Origin of the sequence: Pseudomonas sp. KB_15 (assembly GCF_052114525.1) — a bacterium.
Lineage (GTDB): Bacteria > Pseudomonadota > Gammaproteobacteria > Pseudomonadales > Pseudomonadaceae > Aquipseudomonas.
In genome coordinates this window covers 116,929-141,263 of the sequence record NZ_JBFREX010000006.1, presented here as the reverse complement: position 1 = coordinate 141,263, position 24,335 = coordinate 116,929, and the positions used below count along the sequence as shown (strand labels likewise).

At 60.7% G+C, this 24,335-nt stretch carries 26 protein-coding genes; 2 read left to right on the top strand and 24 right to left on the bottom strand.

The features are described 5' to 3' along the window. Positions 1-24: 24 nt before the first annotated feature. Complete coding sequence (gene ccmB / locus AB4Z35_RS10040) at positions 25-693, bottom strand: heme exporter protein CcmB (RefSeq protein ID WP_442096867.1); 669 nt, start codon at positions 691-693, stop codon at positions 25-27. After that, entirely contained in the window at positions 690-1,325 is a 636-nt protein-coding gene (gene ccmA, locus AB4Z35_RS10035; protein WP_442096866.1) for a cytochrome c biogenesis heme-transporting ATPase CcmA, read from the bottom strand. The genes ccmB and ccmA overlap by 4 nt, the downstream gene beginning before the upstream one ends. A 199-nt stretch (positions 1,326-1,524) precedes the next feature. Here ccmA and fliK point away from each other — a divergent pair, with 199 nt between their 5' ends. Beyond that, positions 1,525-3,099 carry a flagellar hook-length control protein FliK gene (gene fliK / locus AB4Z35_RS10030; protein WP_442096865.1) on the top strand — a complete coding sequence of 525 codons (1,575 nt, stop codon included), beginning with the start codon at positions 1,525-1,527 and terminating at the stop codon, positions 3,097-3,099. Next, a complete protein-coding gene (locus tag AB4Z35_RS10025) occupies positions 3,096-3,425 on the top strand; it encodes an EscU/YscU/HrcU family type III secretion system export apparatus switch protein (RefSeq protein ID WP_442096864.1) in 330 nt (109 codons plus the stop codon). Before fliK ends, AB4Z35_RS10025 begins: the two co-directional genes overlap by 4 nt. 308 nt (positions 3,426-3,733) lie before the next feature. Here AB4Z35_RS10025 and AB4Z35_RS10020 read toward each other — a convergent pair whose 3' ends face one another. The 22 genes from AB4Z35_RS10020 to fliM all read right to left on the bottom strand — a co-directional run bounded on the left by AB4Z35_RS10020 (position 3,734) and on the right by fliM (position 24,327). Continuing rightward, entirely contained in the window at positions 3,734-4,255 is a 522-nt protein-coding gene (locus AB4Z35_RS10020; RefSeq protein ID WP_442096863.1) for a hypothetical protein, read from the bottom strand. A gap of 421 nt (positions 4,256-4,676) precedes the next feature. Beyond that, the gene (locus AB4Z35_RS10015) at positions 4,677-5,069 is read right to left on the bottom strand and encodes a DUF2802 domain-containing protein (protein WP_008000395.1); all 393 of its coding nucleotides are present in this window, start codon (positions 5,067-5,069) and stop codon (positions 4,677-4,679) included. Continuing rightward, a complete protein-coding gene (locus tag AB4Z35_RS10010) occupies positions 5,070-5,555 on the bottom strand; it encodes a chemotaxis protein CheW (RefSeq protein WP_007980742.1) in 486 nt (161 codons plus the stop codon). 73 nt (positions 5,556-5,628) lie between these two features. Then, positions 5,629-6,549, bottom strand: coding sequence for a CheW domain-containing protein (locus AB4Z35_RS10005; protein WP_442096862.1), 921 nt, complete (start codon positions 6,547-6,549; stop codon positions 5,629-5,631). A gap of 141 nt (positions 6,550-6,690) precedes the next feature. Beyond that, complete coding sequence (locus AB4Z35_RS10000) at positions 6,691-7,479, bottom strand: ParA family protein (protein ID WP_008000390.1); 789 nt, start codon at positions 7,477-7,479, stop codon at positions 6,691-6,693. Positions 7,480-7,522: 43 nt separating this feature from the next. Continuing rightward, positions 7,523-8,413 (bottom strand): flagellar motor protein MotD, encoded by an 891-nt coding sequence (gene motD / locus AB4Z35_RS09995; protein WP_442096861.1) that lies wholly within the window; start codon positions 8,411-8,413, stop codon positions 7,523-7,525. A 15-nt stretch (positions 8,414-8,428) separates the two neighbouring features. Then, positions 8,429-9,169 (bottom strand): flagellar motor protein, encoded by a 741-nt coding sequence (locus tag AB4Z35_RS09990; protein ID WP_442096860.1) that lies wholly within the window; start codon positions 9,167-9,169, stop codon positions 8,429-8,431. Beyond that, positions 9,169-10,299 (bottom strand): protein-glutamate methylesterase/protein-glutamine glutaminase, encoded by a 1,131-nt coding sequence (locus AB4Z35_RS09985; protein ID WP_442096859.1) that lies wholly within the window; start codon positions 10,297-10,299, stop codon positions 9,169-9,171. Before AB4Z35_RS09985 ends, AB4Z35_RS09990 begins: the two co-directional genes overlap by 1 nt. Positions 10,300-10,347: 48 nt before the next feature. Continuing rightward, a complete protein-coding gene (locus AB4Z35_RS09980) occupies positions 10,348-12,654 on the bottom strand; it encodes a chemotaxis protein CheA (protein ID WP_442096858.1) in 2,307 nt (768 codons plus the stop codon). A gap of 47 nt (positions 12,655-12,701) precedes the next feature. Beyond that, entirely contained in the window at positions 12,702-13,490 is a 789-nt protein-coding gene (locus tag AB4Z35_RS09975) for a protein phosphatase CheZ (protein WP_008001744.1), read from the bottom strand. Between the two features lie 21 nt (positions 13,491-13,511). Then, positions 13,512-13,883, bottom strand: coding sequence for a chemotaxis response regulator CheY (locus AB4Z35_RS09970; protein WP_003183998.1), 372 nt, complete (start codon positions 13,881-13,883; stop codon positions 13,512-13,514). Positions 13,884-14,051: 168 nt separating this feature from the next. Beyond that, positions 14,052-14,792, bottom strand: coding sequence for an RNA polymerase sigma factor FliA (gene fliA / locus AB4Z35_RS09965; protein ID WP_442096857.1), 741 nt, complete (start codon positions 14,790-14,792; stop codon positions 14,052-14,054). Then, the gene (gene fleN / locus AB4Z35_RS09960; RefSeq protein WP_008001746.1) at positions 14,789-15,619 is read right to left on the bottom strand and encodes a flagellar synthesis regulator FleN; all 831 of its coding nucleotides are present in this window, start codon (positions 15,617-15,619) and stop codon (positions 14,789-14,791) included. Before fleN ends, fliA begins: the two co-directional genes overlap by 4 nt. Positions 15,620-15,735: 116 nt before the next feature. After that, positions 15,736-17,064, bottom strand: coding sequence for a flagellar biosynthesis protein FlhF (gene flhF / locus AB4Z35_RS09955; protein ID WP_442096856.1), 1,329 nt, complete (start codon positions 17,062-17,064; stop codon positions 15,736-15,738). An 11-nt stretch (positions 17,065-17,075) separates the two neighbouring features. Next, positions 17,076-19,205, bottom strand: a complete 2,130-nt coding sequence (gene flhA, locus AB4Z35_RS09950; protein ID WP_007975358.1) for a flagellar biosynthesis protein FlhA — start codon at positions 19,203-19,205, stop codon at positions 17,076-17,078. 228 nt (positions 19,206-19,433) lie between these two features. Continuing rightward, on the bottom strand, positions 19,434-20,573 hold the full coding sequence (gene flhB / locus AB4Z35_RS09945) for a flagellar biosynthesis protein FlhB (protein WP_442096855.1): 1,140 nt from the start codon (positions 20,571-20,573) through the stop codon (positions 19,434-19,436). A 3-nt stretch (positions 20,574-20,576) separates the two neighbouring features. After that, positions 20,577-21,362, bottom strand: a complete 786-nt coding sequence (gene fliR, locus AB4Z35_RS09940) for a flagellar biosynthetic protein FliR (protein WP_008001749.1) — start codon at positions 21,360-21,362, stop codon at positions 20,577-20,579. A 3-nt stretch (positions 21,363-21,365) separates the two neighbouring features. Beyond that, positions 21,366-21,635, bottom strand: a complete 270-nt coding sequence (gene fliQ, locus AB4Z35_RS09935; protein WP_007975354.1) for a flagellar biosynthesis protein FliQ — start codon at positions 21,633-21,635, stop codon at positions 21,366-21,368. Next, positions 21,632-22,390, bottom strand: coding sequence for a flagellar type III secretion system pore protein FliP (gene fliP, locus AB4Z35_RS09930; protein ID WP_442096854.1), 759 nt, complete (start codon positions 22,388-22,390; stop codon positions 21,632-21,634). The genes fliQ and fliP overlap by 4 nt, the downstream gene beginning before the upstream one ends. Then, complete coding sequence (fliO, locus tag AB4Z35_RS09925) at positions 22,390-22,845, bottom strand: flagellar biosynthetic protein FliO (RefSeq protein WP_442096853.1); 456 nt, start codon at positions 22,843-22,845, stop codon at positions 22,390-22,392. The genes fliP and fliO overlap by 1 nt, the downstream gene beginning before the upstream one ends. Then, positions 22,846-23,292: a flagellar motor switch protein FliN gene (gene fliN / locus AB4Z35_RS09920; protein ID WP_007983370.1), complete on the bottom strand. Its 447-nt coding sequence runs from the start codon at positions 23,290-23,292 to the stop codon at positions 22,846-22,848. Positions 23,293-23,358: 66 nt separating this feature from the next. Then, positions 23,359-24,327: a flagellar motor switch protein FliM gene (gene fliM / locus AB4Z35_RS09915; protein WP_108231300.1), complete on the bottom strand. Its 969-nt coding sequence runs from the start codon at positions 24,325-24,327 to the stop codon at positions 23,359-23,361. Positions 24,328-24,335: the final 8 nt, after the last annotated feature.

Sequence of the window (24,335 nt, the reverse complement as noted above, 5' to 3'; positions counted from 1 at the left end):
TGGTTAAAAAATAACCAGACCTCATTATTCGCCGACGCTGATCTTCAGGCCAGCAGCTATTGCAAAAGGTGTCAGGGTTATCGCCAGGGCGGCCAGGCTGCCAAGCCACAGGAGATAACCGTTCGCCGGCATGCCCTGCAAGGCAGCCTGCAAGGCGCCACTGCCAAGGATCAACACCGGGATGTACAACGGCAGAATCAGCAGTGCCAGCAGCAGGCCACCGCGCTTCAAGCCCACGGTCAGCGCCGCACCCACTGCACCGAGCAGGCTCAGTACCGGTGTACCGAGCAACAACGAAAGCAGCAACACCGGCAGACAGGCGGCAGGCAAACCGAGCATCAACGCCAGCAAAGGTGCGAGCAAAACCAGTGCCAGGCCGGAAAAGGCCCAGTGTGCCAGCACCTTGGCCAAAACCAGAAGAGGCAGGGGGTGCGGCGAAAGGACCCACTGTTCAAGCGATCCATCTTCGAAATCACTGCGGAAAAGCCCGTCCAGCGAGAGCAGAACCGATAAAAGTGCCGCCACCCAGACCAACCCCGGAGACAAGGTTTGYAACAATTGAGACTCGGGGCCGACTGCCAACGGGAACAATGAGACGACGATGGCAAAGAACACCAGCGGATTGGCCAGCTCCGCCGGACGGCGGAACAGCAGACGCGCCTCGCGGGCGACCAACAGGCCGAAAACACTCATACGGCCCAGCTCCCCAGATCGATGTCGCGATAACCGGCCGGCATCCGGCTCAGCGTGTGGTGAGTGGTCAACACCACCATGCCACCGCGTTCGCAGTGGCCGGCCAGGTGTTCTTCGAGTTGTGCCACGCCCTGCTTGTCGAGGGCAGTAAAGGGTTCATCGAGGATCCACAGCGGCGGGCTGTCCAGGTACAAGCGCGCCAAGGCAACGCGACGCTGCTGGCCCGCGGACAGGGTGTGACAGGGAACATCCTCGAAACCACGCAGGCCTACTGCGGCCAGCGCCTGCCAGATCGACTCATGGGTCGCCGGGTGATGCAAGGCACACAGCCAGCTCAGATTCTCTTCCGGCGTCAGCAAATCCTTGATCCCGGCAGCGTGGCCGATCCACAGCAGATTGCGCGCCAGTTCGCCGCGTTGCTCGTTCAGTGGCTGGCCATTGAGCAGCACTTGACCGGCGGTCGGGTGCATCAATCCCGAGAGCAGGCGCAACAGGCTGGTCTTGCCACTGCCATTGGGGCCGCTGATTTGCACCATTTCGCCACTGGCCAGTCTCAAATCGAGATTTTCGAAGAGCAGCCGAAGGTCTCGCTCACAGGCAAGGGCAACGGTTTGCAGGACAGGACTGGTCAAGGGTTCACGGGCCTTATACGGTTCAAGTCGGCACTGGCGCGGCCGTTAAAGAGATGCAGCATAGATGCAATGACGTCTTGTACTAGAGAGCTGCGTCAAACAATTGCAAAGTTTTCGCCATTTTTGGATACAACGGCGCGGCATTATACATGCCAGGCCCTACTCTAAAGAGTGCATTTTCCTCAGGTTGTGACCGCGTATGACAGGCGAAATGAACATCCTCCCGCTACCGCAAACCCTCCCGGCGCCCTCACGCCCGCAGGTGGTCAGCGGTGAATTGCTCAAGTTGCTGACGCCGGTGGAGGGGCTGATCAGCGTCGGTCAAACCGCCCAGGCCGAAGTGTTGTCGCTCAAGCAGGCGGATCAGGCTTTCCAGATGCTGCTCAAGGTCACCCTCGACAGCGGCCGCCAGACCACAGTCCAGACCACCAGCAATCAACCGCTGGCCCAGGGCACCACACTGGTCGTCACCCAGCCCTCGGCCGGCAATCTGGCCGTGACGGTGCAACAGGCCATAGCCTCCAGCGTCGCCACCCTCACCCGCCTCGACACCGGACAGCTGCCCGTTGGCACCCTGCTGCAGGGCAAGGTGCTGACTTCGCAAGTGCTGCCGCAAGTGCCCGGCCAGCCCATGGTGTTTCGCTCGATGGTGAGCCTGCTCAACAGTGCACTGAGCGGCAGCACCCTGAGCATCGACAGTCCGCAGCCCTTGCGCATCGGCACCTTGTTGAGCGCGCAGGTGCAAGACAGCCAGACATTGAGATTCGTGCCACTGAGCAGCCGCCAGGAACAACTGGCAGTAACCCGGCAACTGGTCGACCAGCAAAGCCGCCAGGGCTCGCTGGATGGCTTGCTCAAGCTCCTGCAGAACCTTCCGGCCTCGGACCAGACCTCTGCCGAACTGCGCAGCGCCGCTGCCCGTTTACTCACCGGCCTGCCGGATGTCCAGCAACTAAGCACCCCCAAGGGCCTGGCCCTGGCGCTGGCCAGCAGTGGTGCGTTCCTCGAAAGCAAACTGCTGAACGGGCAAACCCCGACGCTCACACCGGACATGAAAGGCGACCTGCTGAAACTGGTTGCGCAATTGAGTCAGGGCTTGCCGGCCAGCACCAGCCTCGGCGCGATCATCGCCGCCAACACCCTGGCCCAGGCCATGCCGAATTTTGTCCGCAATGCCCTGGGCATGCTCGGCCAGGTCAGTGCCAAACCGTCGCCGACCGGTTTCCCGCTGCCCGAACGCCAGTTGCAAAGCGCCGACGGTGAAAACGACCTCGAACACCTGCTGCGCCTGGCTGCCGCCGCAGTTTCGCGCCTGCAAAGCCATCAATTGTCGAGTCTGGAACAAACCGGCGTAACCGCCGACGGACGGCTGATGAGCACCTGGCAACTGGAAATCCCGATGCGCAACATGCAGGACATCGTGCCCTTGCAGGTCAAGTTCCAGCGCGAGGACACCCCCGAGAAAGAACAGCCAAAAGAACATCGCGAAGTACGCGAATCCAGGCAACAGCTGTGGCGTGTGGAACTGGCCTTCGCCATGGAGCCCTTGGGGCCGCTGCAAATCCAGGCGCAGTTGATCAAAGGCAGCCTCTCCAGCCAGCTCTGGGCCGAACGGCCGTACACCGCCAGCCTGATCGAAAGCAATCTGGCCGGGCTGCGTGATCGCCTGCTGTCCGCCGGCCTGAACGTCGGCGACCTGGATTGCCACCTCAGCACACCGCCCCAAGGCCCACAAACCCGCCTCGAACAACGCTGGGTCGACGAAACCGCATGAAAACCCCCAATGCCCCACGCCAGGCCATCGCCCTCAAATACGACGGCACCCACGCCCCCACCCTCACCGCCAAGGGCGACGAAGAACTGGCGGAAGAAATCCTGCGGATCGCCCGCGACTGCGAAGTGCCGATCTACGAAAATGCCGAGTTGGTGAGGCTGCTGGCGCGCATGGAACTGGGGGACAGCATTCCGCAGGAGCTGTATCTGACGATTGCCGAGATCATTGCGTTTGCGTGGAATTTGAAGGGGAAGTTTCCGGTGGGACAGGGTCCGGATGCGCTGATGGGCGAGAAGGACATTAGCGAGCGCGGGGAAGACTACTGAGGATTTGAAGACGCCTTCGCGAGCAAGCCCGCTCCCACATTTGATCTTCAGTGAACACGTCTTTCGCGTACGAAATAGAACTACTGTGGGAGCGGGCTTGCTCCGGGCGGCGTTCCGACGATGGAGGTATGAGCGCCGCGTTTCTCCAGGAAGCCCGCGTCCTCGTTAACGTCCATCGCGAACAATCGAGCGTCGACCGGCTGCTCCTACAGGCTTCTAGCTGCTCCTATGCAACTTGCTCATCAACCCTGGGTCAAGCCACAGGATTGAGTCGTACCCGTTGTTTTGGGACTAGCCGGCTGAACCTTTCACTCGCTCTTGTGCACTGTCTTCGTTGATACCTGCGTAACACCTTCAAACCTGAAAAACCGCAAAAGCTTGAGACTGCGACCAGTAATCAAGCCATTGATAAGGCCAGCCCCCAGTGCCGAGCATGCCGTCATCGGCAATTCATTGGCCATTTCCGGATACATCGCTGCCTGATAGCCAAGGTAGTAACGCCATGCGAAGAAGCCCCAATACACCATCAGTACCTTGACTGTACCGCCCAACTCCAACGTTTCTCCCACGCACTTCACATTCGTGTACGAGTAAAAACGCAATGCGAGTAACCATCCTGCCCATAGCCCGAGTACGTAGGCCGAGAGGGGAATGACTACACCTTGGGAGAGATTCAGCGAAGCCAGGGACAGGGTCACGAATATCACCGGAGTGATCTGCAATGACCTTTTCGACACGTGGCTCTTGAAGCAGGCAATGACACCGTAATAAGTCAGAATCAGAAAAACCGCATAAACCCACAGCGGTGCACCGCGCAAAATGTCGATCATGAGCCTCCTTGGCACTGCATATTTTGAACAAGATGATCAAACTACTGATGGCGGGTTGCAATCACAAGATAGCGGAATCTGAAAAAGCTATAGGCAGGAGATTACCGCAGCGTAATCCCCGTCTGAGGATAGAGAGGAATGCGTCGGATCGCGGAGAAGATTGCTGCGCATTCGAAGACGCCATCGTCGGAACGCCGTGTTTCTTCAGGAGGCCCGCGTCATCGTTGACTTCCATCGTCGGAACGCCGCCCGGAGCAAGCACGCTCCTATAGTTGATCTTCGGTGAACACATGTCCTGTGTCCGACATAGAACCACTGTAGGAGCGAGCCTGCTCGCGATGAACTCAAGTGCGACGCGCTCATTCAGACAGCCCGCGCAATCGTTGATGTCCATCGCGAGCAGGCTCGCTCCTACAGGTAACTAGTTCTTGTGAAGCTTGCTCATCAACTCCGCCTCAGCCTGGGTCAAGCCGCAGGACTGGGTCAGTTCGTCGACGCTGGCGCCCATCCCGACCAGTCGCGCCGCCTGGGCAAACGACAGGCTTGTAGGATCGCGTTGTTCCATCTGAGCCAGCTTGTCCGGCAACGGCGCAACGATCGCGCGCAGTTCATGCAGGTCTTCGCCCATGCGCACGTTGCCGTTCTGGTAGTCCTCGACGCGCTTGCCCAGGTCCTTGATGCGCTGATCACGCAATGCATCACCCTGGGCCTGTTGTGCGGCGATCTGCTTTTGACCGCGAATGTACGCCAGGAACATTGCCAGCGTGCCTGCCCAGAACAGGAACAGGACAATGACCGCAACCTCGAGAATCAATCAGATACTCTCCAGTTCCGACCATTCTTCTTCGCTCATCATCTTGTCCAGCTCGACCAGGATGAGCAGTTCGTTGTTCTTGTTGCACACGCCTTGAATGAACTTGGCGGACTCTTCATTACCCACGTTCGGCGCGGTTTCGATTTCCGACTGACGCAGGTAAACCACTTCGGCCACGCTGTCGACCATGATCCCGACAACCTGCTTGTCGGCTTCGATGATGACGATACGGGTGTTGTCGCTGATCTCGGCATTCATCAGGCCGAAGCGCTGACGGGTGTCGATCACGGTCACCACGTTGCCACGCAGGTTGATGATGCCCAGCACGTAGCTCGGGGCACCCGGGACCGGGGCGATTTCGGTGTAACGCAGGACTTCCTGAACGCGCATCACGTTGATGCCGTAGGTCTCGTTGTCCAGCTTGAAGGTGACCCATTGCAGGATCGGATCTTCGGAACCTTTTGCCGCCGTTGCCTTGTCATTCATACCCTGACCCCTCAAGAAACCGCCCTGGCGGTGTGTGTTCCGTGCAACGCCATCGAGTGACGTCGCCTGTTGTTTATCTAATGTTTGTCGGTTTGTGGTTCGGCTTGCTGCCGGACATGTGCTTTGCCCCGCCACTGGCGATCAACTCGGCCAATGAGGCGACGTCGAGCAAGGCGCACATGTGTTCAATCACCGTGCCGGCGAGCCATGGCCGCTGACCCCGATGACTTCTCCATTTGATTTCATTCGGGTCCAGACGCAACGAGCGGCTGACCTGATGCACCGCCAGGCCCCATTCATAGCCCTGGACCGAAATCACGTATTGCAGACCCTGCTTGAAATCGTCGCGGTAACGGTCGGGCATGACCCAGCGCGCGGTATCGAGCACTTTGAGGTTGCCGGCCTGGCTCGGCAGGATGCCCAGGAACCATTCCGGCTGGCCGAACAACGGCGTCAGCTCGTGACCGGCCAGGGAGTAAATCGACCCCAGGCACACCAGCGGCACTGCCAGGGTCAAGCCGGCGACATCGAACAGCAGGCATTCGAAAGGCTCGGCAGCCCAGGACGGACGACCGTCGGTTTCCACCGGGGGCGGCGTATTGCTCGGTGGCAGATGCACTTCGACGACTGGCGGTACCAGGGTTTGCGGCACTTCGACAGCGACTGGCTGCGCTTCAACAGGTGGCGGTACCAAGGCTTGCAGCAGCGGAGCGATGGTCGAAACGGACGCCATGACTGGCGCCGGGGCTTCGATCACCGGCGCCTTGAACACTGGCGCTACGGATGCCGGCACCGGCGCGGCCGCCGCGGCATCACGGGCCTGCTCTTCGAGCACCGCTGCCTGGAATTCGTCCAGCACCGCTTCGGCGGCGATCTCCTCGGCCACTTCCTCCAGGGGCAGCGTCAACTCTTCGGTCACGTMCTGCAGCAGGCTGTCCAGATACGACTGCAACGCCAATTGCGGGCGTAATGTGGTCTTCAATGGCCGGTTCATCCGCACGCACCTGTAGGGGCGACGGTGCGACGATTCGACTTGCTCGCGATGAACCTGAGAGCGCCACGGGGTGCCAGGTTTCCCGCGTCATCGTTGACGACCATCGCGAGCAGGCTCGCTCCTACAGGGATCGAGGTCATATCACGCCACCTGCGGAACAAGTTGTGCCGCCAACAGGTGCTTGAGCAATGCGCGATAAGCCAGAACACCACGGCTCTTGCCGTCGAACTGCGAAGGCGTCAGCCCGGCACGGCTGGCATCACGCAGACGCGTGTCCACCGGGATGTAGCCCTGCCAGATTTCGTCGGGGAATTTGTCGCGCAGCACGCGCAACGTCCCGAGGGACGCCTGGGTGCGCCGGTCAAACAGTGTCGGCACGATGGTGAAGGGCAACGCCTGTTTGCGCGAGCGGTTGATCATCGCCAGGGTGTTGACCATGCGCTCAAGGCCTTTGACTGCCAGGTGTTCGGTCTGCACCGGAATCACCAGTTGCTGGCTCGCCGCCAAGGCATTGACCATCAGCACACCGAGCAATGGCGGGCTGTCGATCACGGCGTAATCGAAGTCCTGCCACAGTTGCGCCAGGCTCTTGGCAATCACCAGGCCCAAACCACTCTGCCCCGGCGACTGGCGCTCAAGGGTGGCCAGCGCGGTGCTGGACGGCAACAGGGAGATGCGTTCGTCACTGGTCGACAGCAGCAGTTGACCCGGCAGTCCTTGCGGTACGTTGCCCTTGTGCAGAAACAGGTCGTAGCTGCTGTGCTCCAGGGCGTCGGGGTCGTAGCCGAAGTAGCTGGTCATCGAGCCGTGGGGGTCGAGATCGACCACGACCACGCGCTTGCCCGCCTCCGCCAGTAAACCGGCTAAAGCGATGGAGGAAGTGGTTTTACCAACACCACCCTTTTGATTGGCGACTGCCCAGACTCTCATTCGGATTGTTCCTCCCGGCCGCACGGATCGGCCGAGAAATAGCTCAACGTGTTAATGCGGGTGACGGAGAATTGACGGCGCTCTCTCGTACCGGCGACTTGACCGGGGTCGGTGCAGTTTGTGTGCCAGCACGCTTCAATGCGGCATCCGGTTGCGCATGGGCGGTTCCGGTGCCGGTCAGGCTGCGGCGAACATCGAGGTTGCGCGACACCACCAACACCACGCGACGGTTGCGGGCGCGACCTTCAGCGGTGGCATTGTTGGCCACCGGCTGAAACTCGCCGTAGCCCACCGAAGCCAGGCGACCGGGGTTCACCCCTTGCATCGCCAGCATGCGCACGATGCTGGCCGAGCGGGCTGAGGACAGCTCCCAGTTGGTGGGATACTGCGCGGTGCGGATCGGTTGATCGTCGGTGAAACCTTCGACATGAATCGGGTTGTCGAACGGCTTCAGGATCGCGGCGACCTTGTCGATGATGTTGAATGCGATGTCGCTGGGCATGGCATCGCCGCTGCCGAACAACAGGCTGGAATTGAGCTCGATCTCGACCCACAGTTCGTTACCGCGCACGGTCATCTGACTGGAGCTGATCAGGTCACCGAACGCCGCGCTGATATCGTCGGCGATGCTTTTCAACGGATCGCTGGCGCCGGCGACACCGGCATCGACCTGGTCACTGTCCTTGACCAACGGCTTGGCCGGGGTCACGGTCTTCGGCCGCTCGTCACCGATGGGGATCGGCTTGAGTGCGCGATCAGTGTCGGTGAAGACGCCGATCAACGCTTCGGAAATGACCTTGTACTTGCCTTCGTTGATCGACGAAATCGAGTACATCACCACGAAAAAAGCGAACAGCAATGTGATGAAGTCGGCRTAGGAAACCAGCCAACGTTCATGGTTTACATGCTCTTCATGCTGGCGACGACGTGCCATGATCCATGTCTCCCATCAATCCATGAAGCCCTGAAGCTTCAACTCAATGGAACGAGGGTTTTCACCTTCGGCGATCGACAGGATCCCTTCCAGCAACATTTCGCGATACCGCGACTGGCGCAACGCGATGGATTTGAGTTTGGCGGCAATCGGCAGCAGCACCAGGTTGGCACTGGCCACGCCGTAGATGGTGGCGACGAAGGCCACGGCGATACCGTTACCCAGTTGCGACGGATCACCCAGGTTGCCCATGACGTGAATCAGGCCCATCACCGCACCGATGATACCGATGGTCGGCGCATAGCCGCCCATGCTTTCAAAGACCTTGGCGGCTTCGATGTCGCGGGCTTCCTGGGTGTAGAAATCCACTTCCAGAATGCTGCGGATCGCTTCTGGTTCGGCGCCATCCACCAGCAATTGCAGGCCTTTGCGCGCGTAATTGTCGGGTTCGGCGTCGGCGATACTTTCCAGGCCGAGCAGGCCTTCCTTGCGTGCCGTCAGGCTCCAGTTCACCACGCGGTCGATGCCACCGGCCAGGTCGACACGGGGCGGAAACAGGATCCACGCGAGGATCTGCATGGCACGCTTGAAGGCGCTCATCGGCGATTGCAGCAGCGCCGCGCCAATGGTGCCGCCGAGCACGATCAGTGCTGCCGGGCCGTTGGCCAGGGCGCCCAGATGACCGCCTTCAAGGTAGTTGCCGCCGATGATGGCGACAAAGGCCATGATGATGCCGATCAGGCTTAGAACATCCATCAGATGCACGCCTCGACCAGGTGCTTGCCGATGTCGTCCAGGCTGTACACCGCGTCGGCGAGCTCAGCTTTGACGATGGCCATCGGCATGCCGTAGATCACGCAACTGGCTTCGTCCTGCGCCCAGATCGAACTGCCGCCCTGCTTGAGCAGGCGCGCGCCTTCACGGCCATCGGCGCCCATGCCGGTCAGGACGACCGCCAGAACTTTGTCACCGTAGGACTTGGCTGCCGAACCGAATGTGATGTCCACGCACGGCTTGTAATTGAGACGCTCGTCACCCGGGAGGATTTTCACTGCGCCGCGGCCGTCGATCATCATTTGCTTGCCACCCGGTGCCAGCAGCGCCAGGCCCGGACGCAGGATGTCACCATCCTCGGCTTCCTTGACGCTGRTGCGGCAGAGCTTGTCCAGGCGCTCGGCGAAGGCCTTGGTGAAGGCGGCCGGCATATGTTGAACCAGCACGATCGGGGCCGGGAAGTTGGCCGGCAATTGGGTCAACACCCGTTGCAGGGCAACCGGGCCGCCGGTGGACGTACCGATGGCCACCAGTTTGTAGTTTTTGCGTTTCGGCGCGGGCGACGAAGGGGCGGCCGCATGCGCGCGCGCAGGGATCGGTGCCGGTGCCGGACGCACGGGCGCATTGCTGCCAAAGCTGCCCACGCTCGAAGGCGCAGGCGTCGGGGCCGGCGCAGCGACAGGCGCCGGAGCGCTGTAGTGACTGACACGACGATTACTGCGCGAGATGCTCAGAATCTTCTCGCACAGCAGTTGTTTGACCTTCTCGGGGTTGCGCGAGATGTCTTCGAAATTCTTCGGCAGGAAGTCCACCGCGCCGGCATCCAGCGCATCGAGGGTGACGCGGGCGCCTTCGTGGGTCAGCGAGGAGAACATCAGGACCGGGGTCGGGCAGCGTTGCATGATGTGCCGCACGGCAGTGATGCCGTCCATCATCGGCATCTCGTAGTCCATGGTGATCACGTCGGGCTTGAGGGCCAGCGCCTGATCAATCGCCTCTTTGCCGTTGGTCGCCGTGCCGACGACCTGGATATTCGAATCCGCTGAAAGAATTTCCGAGACGCGGCGGCGGAAAAACCCCGAATCGTCCACCACCAGGACTTTGACTGCCATAAACACTCCATTAGATGGAGCGAGGCCAGGCGCCCCGCTCCACCAGAATCAAATACGCCGTGTGGCGTAACGCTTGAGCATGCTCGGAACATCGAGAATCAGCGCGATGCGGCCGTCACCGGTGATGGTGGCGCCGGACATGCCCGGCGTTCCCTGGAGCATTTTGCCCAATGGCTTGATGACCACTTCTTCCTGGCCCACCAGCTGATCGACGACAAAGCCGATCCGTTGCGTGCCCACCGAAAGGATCACCACATGACCCTCGCGCTGCTCTTCGTGAGCGGCGGAGCTGACCAGCCAGCGTTTGAGATAGAACAGTGGCAGTGCCTTGTCCCGCACGATCACCACTTCCTGGCCGTCCACGACGTTGGTGGTCGACAGGTCGAGGTGGAAGATCTCGTTGACGTTCACCAGCGGGAACGCAAACGCCTGGTTGCCGAGCATGACCATCAGCGTCGGCATGATCGCCAGGGTCAGAGGCACCTTGATGACGATCTTCGAACCCTGGCCCTTGACCGAGTAGATGTTGATCGAACCGTTGAGCTGGGAAATCTTGGTTTTCACCACGTCCATGCCCACGCCACGACCCGATACGTCGGAGATCTCAGTCTTGGTCGAGAAACCCGGGGCGAAGATCAGGTTGTAGCACTCGGTATCGCTCAGTCGGTCTGCCGCGTCCTTGTCCATCACACCGCGTTTAACCGCGATGGAACGCAAGACGTTCGGGTCCATGCCTTTACCGTCATCGGAGATCGACAGCAGGATGTGATCGCCCTCCTGCTCGGCCGCCAGGATGACCTTGCCACCACGGGCCTTGCCCGAGGCTTCGCGTTCTTCCGGCGATTCGATGCCGTGGTCGACCGCGTTGCGCACCAAGTGCACCAACGGATCGGCCAGGGCCTCGACGAGGTTCTTGTCGAGGTCGGTTTCTTCGCCGACCAGTTCCAGGTTGATCTCTTTCTTGAGCTGGCGAGCCAGGTCGCGAACCAGGCGCGGGAAGCGCCCGAAGACTTTCTTGATCGGTTGCATCCGGGTCTTCATGACCGCGGTTTGCAGGTCGGCGGTGACCACGTCGAGGTTCGACACGGCCTTGGACATGGCTTCGTCACCGCTGTTGAGGCCCAGACGGACCAGGCGGTTACGCACCAGCACCAGCTCGCCGACCATGTTCATGATTTCGTCGAGGCGCGCAGTATCGACCCGCACGGTGGTCTCGGCTTCACTGGCCGGTTTTTCTGCCGGTGGCGCGGCCGGAGCGCGGGACGATGCCAGTGCAGCAGCCGGTGCAGCAGCCGGTGCAGCAGCGGCTGCCGGGGCCGGCGCCTGGGCTTTTGGCTCCGGTGCCTTGGCCACAGGTTTGGGCGCCGCAGCCTTGGCTGCCGGTGCCGCAACAGAAGCGTTCGAACCGTTGGCCACAGCCGCGGTGCCGACTTCGCTGAACTTGCCTTTGCCGTGCAGTTCGTCGAGCAGCGCTTCGAACTCGTGATCGGAAATCAGATCGCTGCCGGCCGCCACCGCGCTTGGGGCTGCGGGGGCAGGTACTGAAGCAATGGCCGATTCCAGTGCCTCGACAGCAAAGTTGCCCTTGCCGTGCAGTTGGTCGAGCAGTGCTTCGAATTCGTCGTCGGTAATATCGGAACTGTCGCCTGCCGCCTTCGGGGCCTCTGGCGCAACGGGCGCAACGGGCGCAACGGGCGCCGGGACCACCGCATCGACGGCGAACTGGCCTTTACCATGCAGTTGATCGAGCAATGACTCGAACTCGGCATCGGTGATTTCGTCGCTGGCGGCCGTCTCGCTGGCAAGCGCCTGCGCAACTGCCGGAGCCTCAGCCTGGGCCTTGACGGCATTCAGCGAGTCCAGCAACTGCTCAAATTCATTGTCAGTGATGTCGCCCGAATCGGTTTCAGCCACGGGCGCTTCGACCGCGGCAGCAACAGGCGCAGAGGCCACCTCGTCAGCCGATTGCGGCTCGGCCAGACGGGCCAATGCCGCAAGCAATTCAGGTGTCGCAGCCGTGATCGGGCTGCGCTCGCGGACTTCGCTGAACATGCTGTTCACCGCGTCCAGCGCTTCGAGAACCACGTCCATCAGTTCCGAATCGACGCGCCGCTCACCCTTGCGCAGGATGTCGAACACGTTCTCGGCGATGTGGCAGCACTCCACCAGCTCATTGAGCTGGAGGAAGCCGGCGCCCCCTTTTACAGTGTGAAAACCGCGAAAAATTGCATTGAGCAAATCCGCATCATCCGGCCGGCTTTCCAGCTCGACCAGTTGCTCGGACAGTTGCTCAAGAATCTCGCCGGCCTCAACCAGGAAATCCTGAAGGATCTCTTCATCGGCGCCGAAGCTCATCAGGGGGGTGCTCCTAACAGGTCTAAAAACCTAAAATACCTAAAGTTCTAAAACCCTAGGCTGGATAGCAAATCGTCCACATCGTCCTGACCGGACACAACGTCTTCTCTTTTATCGGCATGAATCTGCGGACCTTCACCCTGAGAGAGATGTTTTTGTGGATCTTTTTCAGCAAGCATCGCTTCACGGTCATGTTCGATGCCCGCAAAGCGGTCCACCTGACTGGCCATCAGCACGAGCTTGAGCAGGTTGCTTTCAACTTCGGTGACCAACTGGGTCACGCGCTTGATCACTTGCCCTGTGAGGTCCTGGTAATCCTGGGCGAGCAGGATGTCGTTCAGGTTGCCCGACACCGCGCGATTGTCCGTGCCGCTGCGCACCAGGAAACCGTCGACCCGCCGGGCCAGTTCACGAAACTCTTCAGCGCCGACTTCACGACGCATGAAGCGCCCCCAGTCCGTGCTCAAGGCCTGGGCTTCATCCGCCAGGCTGTTGACCAGCGGCGTGGCATTCTCCACCAGATCCATGGTGCGGTTGGCCGCGGCCTCGGTCAGCTTGACCACATACCCCAGACGCTCGGTGGCGTCGGTGATCTGCGACACTTCTTCGGCTTGCGGCATGTGCGGGTCAATCTGGAAATTGACGATCGCGCTATGCAGCTCGCGAGTGAGCTTGCCCACCTCCTGATACAGGCCGCGGTCACGGGTCTGGTTGAGCTCATGGATCAATTGCACCGCATCGCCGAACTTGCCTTTTTCAAGGCTCGCGACCAATTCGACGGCGTGTTTTTTCAGGGTCGATTCAAAGTCGCCCAATGAAGTTTCGTTATTGCCCATAGCTCCCCCGTGGCGCACTCATCAACCGATGCGTTCGAAAATCTTCTCGATTTTTTCTTTCAACGCCTGGGCCGTGAAGGGCTTGACCACATAGCCGTTAACGCCGGCCTGGGCCGCTTCGATGATCTGCTCACGCTTGGCTTCAGCGGTCACCATCAGCACCGGCAGGTGCTTGAGCTTTTCATCGGCACGCACGTGGCGCAGCAGATCGATACCGGTCATGCCAGGCATGTTCCAGTCCGTAACCAGAAAGTCGATGCTTCCGCTGTTGAGCACCGGAATGGCGGTAGTGCCATCGTCGGCCTCGACGGTGTTGGTGAACCCAAGGTCACGCAGCAGGTTCTTGATGATCCGCCGCATCGTTGAGAAGTCATCAACGATGAGGATTTTCATGTTCTTGTCCAATTCGACCTCCAAGCAGTCTTAAACGCGCCCAGCACCTGGACGCGCCATTTCAATCAATCCGGCAAAGCACTCAATGACTGTCTGGAGCACAACAGATCGAGACCGGCGCAGTTCAACACCACACCAGCTTCGTTCACAGTGTCCCCCACACTGCCTTCAGCGCGCTCGCCACTCCCCCAAACGCCCCCGCAAACGGGCCGCGCACTGGCTGTGTAACTGGCTGACCCGAGATTCGCTGACCCCCAGGACCTCACCGATTTCCTTGAGGTTCAACTCTTCGTCGTAGTACAGCGCCAACACCAGTCGCTCACGCTCCGGCAAATTGGCAATCGCATCCGCCAGCGCAGCCTGGAAGCGTTCATCTTCCAGATCGCGTGACGGCTCGAGATGAGCACTCGCGCCATCCTCGTGCAGCCCTTCGTGTTCGCCGTCCTGCAACAGATCGTCGAAACTGAACAGCCGGCTGCCCAGGGTGTCGTTCAAAATTCCGTAGTAATCGTCGAGACTCAATTGGAGTTCGGCCGCAACTTCGTGATCTTTAGCATCACGGCCGGTTTTCGCTTCAATCGAGCGAATGGCGTCGCTGACCATGCGCGTATTGCGGTGAACCGAACGTGGCGCCCAGTCCCCCTTGCGCACTTCATCGAGCATGGCGCCGCGGATTCGAATGCCCGCGTACGTCTCGAAACTGGCGCCTTTGCCGGCGTCATATTTGGTCGACACTTCAAGCAGGCCGATCATCCCGGCCTGGATCAGGTCTTCAACCTGGACACTGGCCGGCAAGCGCGCCAGCAAGTGGTAGGCAATGCGTTTAACCAGCGGCGCATAACGCTCGATCAGCTCGTACTGCGCATCACGTGCCGATGCTTTGTAGAGGTTGTAACCGCTGGCTGTCATAGCACAGGTCCTGCTGTCTGCTGCACGAGGCGCTCGACGAAAAACTCCAGGTGCCCGCGCGGGTTGGCAGGCAGTGGCCAGGTATCGACCTTCTGTGCGATGGCCTTGAACGCCAGCGAGCACTTGGAACGCGGGAAGGCCTCGTAGACGGCGCGCTGTTTCTGCACGGCCTTGCGCACGCTTTCGTCGTAGGGCACCGCGCCGACATATTGCAGGGCGACGTCGAGGAAGCGATCCGTGACCTTGGTCAACTTGGCGAACAGGTTGCGCCCTTCCTGCGGGCTCTGGGCCATGTTGGCCAGAACGCGGAAGCGGTTCATGCCGTAGTCGCGATTGAGCAACTTGATCAAGGCGTAGGCATCGGTAATCGAGGTCGGCTCGTCGCACACCACCAGCAGCACTTCCTGGGCTGCACGAACGAAGCTGACGACCGAGTCACCAATGCCCGCAGCGGTGTCGATCACCAATACGTCGAGGTTATCGCCGATATCACTGAAGGCCTGGATCAGACCGGCGTGCTGCGCAGGGCTCAGATGCACCATGCTCTGAGTGCCGGATGCGGCCGGAACGATACGAATGCCGCCTGGTCCCTGCAGCAGTACATCGCGCAGTTCGCAGCGGCCCTCGATCACGTCGGCCAGGGTACGTTTGGGTGTCAGGCCCAGTAGAACGTCGACGTTCGCCAACCCCAGGTCGGCGTCCAGCAACATGACGCGCCGGCCAAGCTCAGCCAAAGCCAGGGACAAGTTCACTGACACGTTAGTTTTCCCGACGCCACCTTTGCCGCCGGTCACCGCGATCACCTGTACGGGATGCATGCTGCCCATGTTATTTCTTTACCTTGTCTTGCATAGACGGAGGCCACATTACTGGCTGCGCGTTCGCAAACGGAACAATGCATGGCAGACCATCGATGTAGGTACAAAAACTGTTCATTATTACCTCAGCCAACCTGCTTGGTCGGGCTGTGGTAGATGTCAGCGAACATGTCAGCCATGGCTTCTTCGCTGGGTTCTTCCTGCATTTGCACACTCACGGCGCGACTGACCAACTGGTGACGACGCGGCAGATGGAGATCATCCGGAATCCGCGGACCATCGGTCAGGTACGCCACCGGCAGCTCATGACTGATGGCAAGGCTCAACACCTCACCCAGACTAGCCGTTTCATCCAGTTTAGTCAGGATGCAGCCAGCGAGCCCGCAACGCTTGTAACTGTGGTACGCGGCGGTTAGAACCTGTTTTTGGCTGGTGGTTGCCAGGACCAGATAATTTTTCGAGCGGATGCCACGACCGGCCAGGCTTTCGAGCTGCATGCGCAGGGCCGGATCGCTGGCCTGCAGGCCGGCGGTATCGATCAGCACCACGCGCTTGCGCAGCAAGGGTTCCAGAGCCTGCACCAGGGACTGGCCCGGATCGACGTGGGTCACCGACACATTGAGTATGCGCCCCAGGGTCTTGAGCTGCTCCTGGGCACCGATGCGGAAGCTGTCCATGCTCACCAGCGCAATGTTCTGCGCGCCGTACTTGAGCACGTAACGGGCGGCTAGCTTGGCCAGGGTGGTGGTCTTGCCCATGCCGGCCGGGCCGACCATGGCGATCACACCGCCCTCTTCCAGTGGCTCGACTTCCGGCGTAGCGATCATGCGCGCCAGGTGAGCCAGCAACATGCGCCAGGCCTGACGGGGTTCTTCGATTTCGCCAATCAGCGCCAGCAGGTCGCGCGACAGCGGGCCAGACAGGCCAATGCGTTGCAGGCGACGCCAGAGGTTGGCCTGGTCCGGACGGCTGCCCTGCAGCTGATTCCAGGCCAGGGAGCCCAGCTGGACTTCCATGAGTTCGCGCAGGCTGTTGAGTTCGAAACGCATCGAGTCGAACGCACGCGGGTCCACGCCTGTGGAGGTGGGTGCCGCAGCCGGTGCAGGACGACGGGGTTCGGTGTACGTCGGCTCGATCAGCGGCTCGGCGGCGGTCAGCGGCAGGCCGGCGAACAACTGGCGGTTGGTGCTCTTGTCGCTCTCGCCCTCGCCGCGCAGGCTCAATTCGGCCTGGGCGGTGACGATCCGCGACTGAGTCTTGCGCAGCTCGTCTTCGAGCTCCATGTTCGGAACCCGCGGCGCCAATGCCGACAACTTGTAATCCAGCGCAGCCGTCAGCTCGACACCACCGGCGATCCGGCGGTTGCCAATGATGGCGGCATCAGCGCCCAGCTCATCGCGAACCAGCTTCATGGCCTGACGCATATCGGCGGCGAAAAAACGCTTAACTTGCATAAACCACTACCTCAGCCGTTGGGCCCTACTGTCGCAACGATGGTCACTTGCTTGTTGTCAGGGATTTCCTGGTAAGCCAACACGTGCAAACCCGGGACTGCGAGCCGGCCGAATCGCGAGAGCATCGCGCGAACCGGACCGGCCACCAGCAGAATCACCGGCTGACCTTGCATCTCCTGGCGCTGCGCTGCGTCGATCAGCGAGCGTTGCAGCTTCTCAGCCATGCTTGGCTCCAGCAGAACGCCCTCTTCCGAGCCTTGCCCTGCCTTTTGCAGACTATTGAGCAATATCTGTTCCAACCTTGGCTCCAGCGTGATAACTGGCAGCTCCGACTCAGTGCCGACAATGCTTTGCACGATTGCACGGGATACGCCAACACGCACGGCGGCCACCAGAGCGGCGGTATCTTGACTCTTGGCGGCATTGTTGGCGATGGCCTCGGCAATGCTGCGGATATCGCGCACAGGCACTTGTTCGGCCAACAGCGCTTGCAACACCTTGAGCAGCTGCGACAGCGAAACCACCCCCGGCACCAGTTCCTCGGCCAGTTTCGGCGAGCTTTTGGCCAGTAACTGCATGAGTTGCTGCACTTCTTCGTGACCGATCAGTTCACTGGAATGCTTGTAGAGTATCTGGTTCAAGTGGGTAGCCACGACCGTACTGGCATCGACCACCGTATAACCGAGGGATTGCGCCTGGGCACGCTGGCTGATTTCGATCCAGACCGCCTCCAGACCGAAAGCCGGATCTTTGGCGGTAATGCCATTGAGCGTGCCGTAGACCTGCCCCGGGTTGATCGCCAGCTCACGATCCGGGTAAATCTCCGCTTCAGCCAGGATCACCCCCATGAGGGTCAGGCGATAGGCACTTGGCGCCAGGTCGAGGTTGTCGCGGATATGCACGGTCGGCATCAGGAAGCCCAGATCCTGGGACAGCTTCTTGCGCACCCCCTTGATCCGTGCCAGCAACTGGCCGCCCTGGTTGCGGTCCACCAGCGGAATCAGGCGATAACCCACTTCCAGGCCGATCATGTCGATGGGCGTCACGTCATCCCAACCAAGCTCCTTGGTTTCCTGGGCGCGGGCCGGCGACGGCAGCAGCTCCTGCTGGCGCTTGACCTCTTGCAGGGCCTGCACCTTGGCGACGTTTTGCTTTCTCCAGAACAGGTACGCGCCACCCGCCGCCAGTGCAGCCATGGTCAGGAAGGAAAAATGCGGCATACCGGGCACCAGACCCATCACCGCCATCAGGCCGGCCGAAACGGCCAAGGCTTTGGGCGAGGCGAACATCTGGCGATTGATTTGCTTGCCCATGTCTTCCGAACCGGAAGCACGGGTCACCATGATCGCGGCCGCTGTCGATAACAACAGTGATGGCAATTGCGCCACCAAACCGTCACCGATGGTCAGCAGTGCGTAAACCTTGCCGGCATCGGCAAACGTCATATTGTGCTGGAAGATACCGACCGCCATGCCGCCGATCAGGTTGATGAACAGGATCAACAGGCCGGCAATGGCGTCACCACGGACGAATTTGCTGGCACCGTCCATGGAGCCGTAGAACTCGGCTTCCTGGGCGACTTCCGAGCGGCGGGCCTTGGCCTGGGCCTGATCGATCAGGCCGGCGTTGAGGTCGGCGTCGATTGCCATTTGCTTGCCGGGCATCGCATCGAGGGTGAAACGCGCGCTCACCTCGGAAATCCGCCCCGCACCCTTGGTCACCACGACGAAGTTGATGATCATCAAGATCGCGAAGACCACGATACCAACCACGTAGTTGCCGCCGATCACCACCTCACCGAAGGCCTGGATCACTTTACCGGCAGCGGCGTGACCATCCTGGCCGTGGAGCATGACCACCCGCGTGGAGGCCACGTTCAACGCCAGACGCAACAGCGTCGCCACCAGCAGAATGGTCGGGAACACCGCGAAATCCAGCGGGCGCAAGGCGTAGACGCAGACCAACAGAACGACAATGGACAGCGCAATGTTGAAGGTGAAGAACACGTCCAGCAGGAACGGCGGCACCGGCAGCATCATCATCGCCAGCATGACCAGCAACAACAGCGGCACGCCCAGATTGCCTCGACTGAGGTCGGCAATGTTGCTGCGGGCACTGTTGATTAACTGAGAGCGATCCACCGGTTTTCCCCGTTCCTTTAAAGCAAACTTTTGACGCCTGAAGCGGGCGCAGGGCGGCTACTGCAAGAAGCTTTCCAACTTTTGCAAAGGGAGAAATAGAGTGTTTTTTCAGGGGGATATGTACTGCCTGGACTGGCCTCTTCGCGAGCAAGCCCSCKCCCMCAGGAGTTCGCCGAACCTGTGGGAGCGGGCTTGCTCGCGAAGAGGCCGTCAACGACTGCGCAATACTCAGGAATCGCGGCGCAAATCCGGCGGAATCGGCAGATCATCCTTGAGCGGATCCGGTCGCTTGCCCTTGCCCGCCCGGTACTGTCGAATCTGATAGACGTAAGCCAGCACCTGCGCGACTGCCAGATAGAGCCCGCCGGGAATTTCCTGCTCAAGTTCGGTGGAGTAGTAAATCGACCGCGCCAGCGCCGGCGACTCCAGCAACAGGATCTCGTTGGCCGCCGCGATCTCACGGATTTTCAGGGCCAGGAAGTCACTGCCCTTGGCCAGCAACACCGGTGCATTACCCTTCTCCGGATCGTACTTGAGGGCCACGGCGTAGTGGGTCGGGTTGGTGATGACCACATCCGCCTCGGGAATCTTCGCCATCATCCGCCGCTGGGACATTTCGCGCTGCAACTGACGAATCCGCTGCTTGACCTCCGGCCGCCCTTCCTGATCCTTATGCTCGTCGCGCACTTCCTGCTTGGTCATCTTCAGTTTCTTGATGCTTTCCCACAGCTGTATCGGCACGTCCACGGCGGCGATAATGATCAGCCCGCAGGCCATCCACAGGCTGCTCCAGCCGACCACTTGCAGGCTATGAGTGATCGCCCGTTCCAGAGGTTCATGGGCGATGCGTAACAGGTCGTCGATATCCGCCGACAACACCACAAGGGCCACGAACAGCACGATGAAGAACTTCGCCAGCGCCTTGAGCAGTTCGGCCACGGCCTTACCCGAGAACATACGCTTGAGGCCGGCACCGGGGTTCATGCGGCTGAACTTCGGCGCCATGGTGCCGGCGGAGAACAGCCAGCCCCCGAGAGAGATCGGCCCGATCAACGCCGCCAGGAGCAAGGTGATCATCACCGGCTGAATCGCCAGCAAGGCGATCTGCCCCGAGTGCAGCAGATAGGTTCCCATCGCACGTTGATCCAGCACCACGTCGCGCGACAGGGAAAAGTTCAGGCGCATCAAGTCCATCATTTCCTGGGCAAGCGCCCCTCCGAAGACCAGCAGCGCACCGGCACCGGCGAGCATGATCGCCAGGGTGTTGAGTTCTTTGGAGCGCGCAATCTCACCCTTTTCACGGGCATCCTTTTTCTTTTTCTCCGTGGGGTCTTCTGTTTTGTCCTGACCGCTTTCGCTCTCAGCCATGACTCAGCGCGCCTTTGCCAGTTCGCGTAAAAACTGCAGGGCTTCGGTGGCCAGCGGTTGATACTGATTGATGATGTCCGCCAGCCCGACCCAGACGATAAACAGCCCGAGCACCAGGGTCAGCGGGAAGCCGATAGAGAAAATGTTCAGCTGCGGCGCGGCGCGGGTCATCACGCCAAACGCGATGTTGACCACCAGCAGCGCGGTGATCGCCGGCAGCACCAGCAACAGCGCCGCGCCGAGCACCCAGCCGAGTTTGCCGGCCAGCTCCCAGAAATGATTGACCATCAAGCCGCTACCGACGGGCAACGTGGTGAAGCTTTCGGTGAGCACCTCAAACACCACCAGATGGCCGTTCATGGCCAGGAACATCAGTGTCACCAGCATGGTGAAGAACTGCCCGATCACCGCCACCGACACACCGTTGGTTGGGTCGACCATCGAGGCGAACCCCATGCCCATCTGGATCGCGACAATCTGCCCCGCCACCACGAAAGCCTGGAAAAACAGCTGCAGGGAGAATCCCAGTATCGCGCCGACGAGGATCTGCTCGGCAATCAGCAGCAGCCCGCTCAAATCTAGCGCGCTCACTGGCGGCATGGGTGGCAGGTTCGGTGCGATGACCACGGTGATGGCAAGGGCGAAATACAGTCGGATGCGCTTGGGGACCAGGGCGGTGCCGAACACCGGCATGACCATCAGCAAGGCGCCGACGCGGAACAGCGGCAACATGAACGTCGCGACCCAGGTGCTTATCTGGGTATCCGTCAACTGCAGCAGCGAGGACATGGCTTAGCCGATGACCTGCGGAATGCTTCCGTACAACTGCTGGATGTACTCCATGAAAGTCTGCACCAGCCACGGCCCGGCAACGATCAGCGTCACCAACATCACCAACAGACGCGGCAGGAAACTGAGGGTCTGTTCGTTGATCTGGGTGGCCGCCTGGAACATGGCCACCAACAGCCCCACCAGCAAACTTGGAATCACCAGCACGGCGACCATCAAAGTGGTCAGCCACAGCGCTTCACGAAAGATGTCGACCGCAACTTCTGGCGTCATGGCGAGACACCTCCGAAACTGCTGGCCAGCGTGCCGATGATCAGCGCCCAGCCATCCACCAGCACGAACAGCATGATTTTGAACGGCAGGGAAATGATCAGCGGCGACAGCATCATCATACCCATGGCCATCAACACACTGGCCACGACCAGGTCGATGATCAGGAACGGAATGAAGATCATGAAGCCGATCTGGAACGCCGTTTTCAGCTCGGAGGTTACGAAGGCCGGCACCAGGATGGTCAACGGAGCCTGATCCGGCGTCGCGATGTCAGTGCGCTTGGACAGGCGCATGAACAGCTCCAGATCGCTGGTGCGGGTCTGGGCGAGCATGAAGTCCTTGATCGGCACCTGCGCCTTGGCAACCGCATCCTGGGCCGTCAGTTTTTCCGCCAGATACGGCTGCAGGGCGTCCTGGTTCACCCGGTCGAACACCGGCGCCATGATGAACAGGGTCAGGAACAGCGCCATRCCGGTGAGGATCTGGTTCGACGGTGTCTGCTGCAGGCCCAGGGCCTGGCGCAGGATCGAGAAGACAATGATGATCCGGGTGAAGCTGGTCATCAGCATGACAAACGCCGGGATAAAACTCAGCGCGGTCATGATCAGCAGGATTTGCAGGCTGACCGAGTATTCCTGCGCACCCTGTGCATTGGTGCCCAGGGTGATGGCCGGGATTGACAGCGGATCGGCGGCGAATGCCAGCGGTGCGACCAGCATCAGGGTCAGCGTCAAGACGATGCGTAGCGCACCCATTACTTCTTATCCTTCTGATCTTTACCCAGCATCTCCAGCAGGCGCTGGGCAAATTCCGGCGTCGGCTTTTCGGTACTCGGCACCTGCACCGGCTCCTTGAGGACGTGCAGCGCAGCAATGTTGCCGGGGCTCAGGCCCAACAGAATCTGCTCGTTGCCAACCTGCACCAGTATCAGGCGGTCGCGAGGCCCCAGTGCGCGGGAGCCGACAATTTCGATCACCTGCCCCTTGCCGGCCGGACCGGCCTGCTGGACCCGACGCAGCAGCCAGGCGAGGAGGAAGATCAGCCCCAGCACCAGCAGCAATCCGAACACCAGCTGCGTCAGTTGACCAGCCACACCGCCGCTCACCGCAGGCACAGCAGCCGTGGTCGCCGTGGCAACCGGCTCGGCCCCCAGCACCCTGAACGGCATGGCCAGCGCGGCCCCCAGCAAAGCCCCCAGAACCTTTTTCACTCAGCGCAGCTTCTTGATGCGTTCGCTTGGGCTGATCACGTCCGTCAGGCGGATGCCGAACTTCTCGTTGACCACCACCACTTCGCCGTGGGCGATGAGCGTGCCATTGACCAGCACGTCCAGCGGCTCGCCGGCCAGGCGATCCAGCTCGATCACCGACCCCTGGTTCAGTTGCAACAGGTTGCGGATGTTGATGTCGGTGCTGCCCACTTCCATGGAAATCGACACCGGGATATCGAGGATCACGTCCAGGTTCGGGCCTTCGAGGCTGACCGGATCGTTGTTTCTCGGCACACTGCCGAACTCTTCCATGGGCAGGCGGTTGGACGCGGAACTGCCGGAATCGGCGGCCAGCAAGGCGTCGATGTCGGCCTGCCCGGCATCACCGGTTTCTTCCAGGGCCGCTGCCCACTCATCGGCCAGAGCCTGGTCGTCTTGCGTGTTCATATTGTCAGTGTCCTCGGCGAGCAAAAATTCAGAATTCGGTTAATCGCGAATGGGTACGAGCGTCGGTCAGCGGCGCTCGATCGGCTCGATCACTTGCAACGCCAGGTTGCCCTTGTGCGAGCCCATCTTGACCTTGAAGGCCGGCACGCCGTTGGCGCGCATGATCATTTCTTCCGGCATATCGACCGGGATCACATCCCCCGGCTGCATGTGCAGGATGTCGCGCAGGCGCAACTGACGACGGGCCACCGTCGCACCGATCGGCACGTCGACGTCCAGCACGTCCTGGCGCAGGGCGTTGACCCAGCGCTCGTCCTGGTCGTCGAGGTCCGACTGGAAGCCGGCGTCGAGCATTTCGCGCACAGGCTCGATCATCGAGTACGGCATGGTCACGTGCATGTCGCCGCCACCGCCATCGAGTTCGATGTGGAAGGTCGACACCACAATGGCTTCGCTCGGCCCGACGATGTTGGCCATGGCCGGGTTCACTTCCGAGTTGATGTACTCGAAGTTGACTTCCATGATCGCCTGCCAGGCTTCCTTCAAATCGACGAACGCCTGCTCCAGCACCATGCGCACCACACGCAGTTCGGTTGGCGTGAACTCACGCCCTTCGATCTTGGCGTGCCGGCCGTCACCGCCGAAGAAATTGTCCACCAGCTTGAACACCAGCTTGGCGTCGAGAATGAACAGCGCAGTGCCGCGCAAGGGTTTGATCTTGACCAGGTTGAGACTGGTCGGCACGTACAGCGAGTGCACGTATTCGCCGAACTTCATCACCTGCACGCCGCCGACCGCCACGTCTGCCGAACGACGCAGCATGTTGAACATGCTGATGCGGGTATAGCGGGCGAAACGCTCGTTGATCATTTCCAGGGTCGGCATGCGTCCACGGACGATGCGATCCTGGCTGGTCAGGTCATAGCTTTTGACGGTGCCGGGTTCGGCAGCGTTTTCGGTCTCTACCAGACCGTCGTCGACGCCATGCAGCAGCGCGTCGATCTCATCCTGGGACAGCAGGTCCTGCACGGCCATGTCGTGTT

What these genes read in the sequence shown, in the direction of transcription:
- fliK (WP_442096865.1), top strand. Translation starts at nt 1,525, where the DNA reads ATGACAGGCGAAATGAACATCCTCCCGCTACCGCAAACCCTCCCGGCG.
- AB4Z35_RS10025 (WP_442096864.1), top strand. Translation starts at nt 3,096, where the DNA reads ATGAAAACCCCCAATGCCCCACGCCAGGCCATCGCCCTCAAATACGAC.
- AB4Z35_RS10020 (WP_442096863.1), bottom strand. Translation starts at nt 4,255, where the DNA reads ATGATCGACATTTTGCGCGGTGCACCGCTGTGGGTTTATGCGGTTTTT.
- AB4Z35_RS10010 (WP_007980742.1), bottom strand. Translation starts at nt 5,555, where the DNA reads ATGAATGACAAGGCAACGGCGGCAAAAGGTTCCGAAGATCCGATCCTG.
- AB4Z35_RS10000 (WP_008000390.1), bottom strand. Translation starts at nt 7,479, where the DNA reads ATGAGAGTCTGGGCAGTCGCCAATCAAAAGGGTGGTGTTGGTAAAACC.
- AB4Z35_RS09990 (WP_442096860.1), bottom strand. Translation starts at nt 9,169, where the DNA reads ATGGATGTTCTAAGCCTGATCGGCATCATCATGGCCTTTGTCGCCATC.
- AB4Z35_RS09980 (WP_442096858.1), bottom strand. Translation starts at nt 12,654, where the DNA reads ATGAGCTTCGGCGCCGATGAAGAGATCCTTCAGGATTTCCTGGTTGAG.
- AB4Z35_RS09975 (WP_008001744.1), bottom strand. Translation starts at nt 13,490, where the DNA reads ATGGGCAATAACGAAACTTCATTGGGCGACTTTGAATCGACCCTGAAA.
- AB4Z35_RS09970 (WP_003183998.1), bottom strand. Translation starts at nt 13,883, where the DNA reads ATGAAAATCCTCATCGTTGATGACTTCTCAACGATGCGGCGGATCATC.
- fliA (WP_442096857.1), bottom strand. Translation starts at nt 14,792, where the DNA reads ATGACAGCCAGCGGTTACAACCTCTACAAAGCATCGGCACGTGATGCG.
- fleN (WP_008001746.1), bottom strand. Translation starts at nt 15,619, where the DNA reads ATGGGCAGCATGCATCCCGTACAGGTGATCGCGGTGACCGGCGGCAAA.
- flhF (WP_442096856.1), bottom strand. Translation starts at nt 17,064, where the DNA reads ATGCAAGTTAAGCGTTTTTTCGCCGCCGATATGCGTCAGGCCATGAAG.
- flhB (WP_442096855.1), bottom strand. Translation starts at nt 20,573, where the DNA reads ATGGCTGAGAGCGAAAGCGGTCAGGACAAAACAGAAGACCCCACGGAG.
- fliR (WP_008001749.1), bottom strand. Translation starts at nt 21,362, where the DNA reads ATGTCCTCGCTGCTGCAGTTGACGGATACCCAGATAAGCACCTGGGTC.
- fliQ (WP_007975354.1), bottom strand. Translation starts at nt 21,635, where the DNA reads ATGACGCCAGAAGTTGCGGTCGACATCTTTCGTGAAGCGCTGTGGCTG.
- fliN (WP_007983370.1), bottom strand. Translation starts at nt 23,292, where the DNA reads ATGAACACGCAAGACGACCAGGCTCTGGCCGATGAGTGGGCAGCGGCC.
- fliM (WP_108231300.1), bottom strand. Translation starts at nt 24,327, where the DNA reads ATGGCCGTGCAGGACCTGCTGTCCCAGGATGAGATCGACGCGCTGCTG.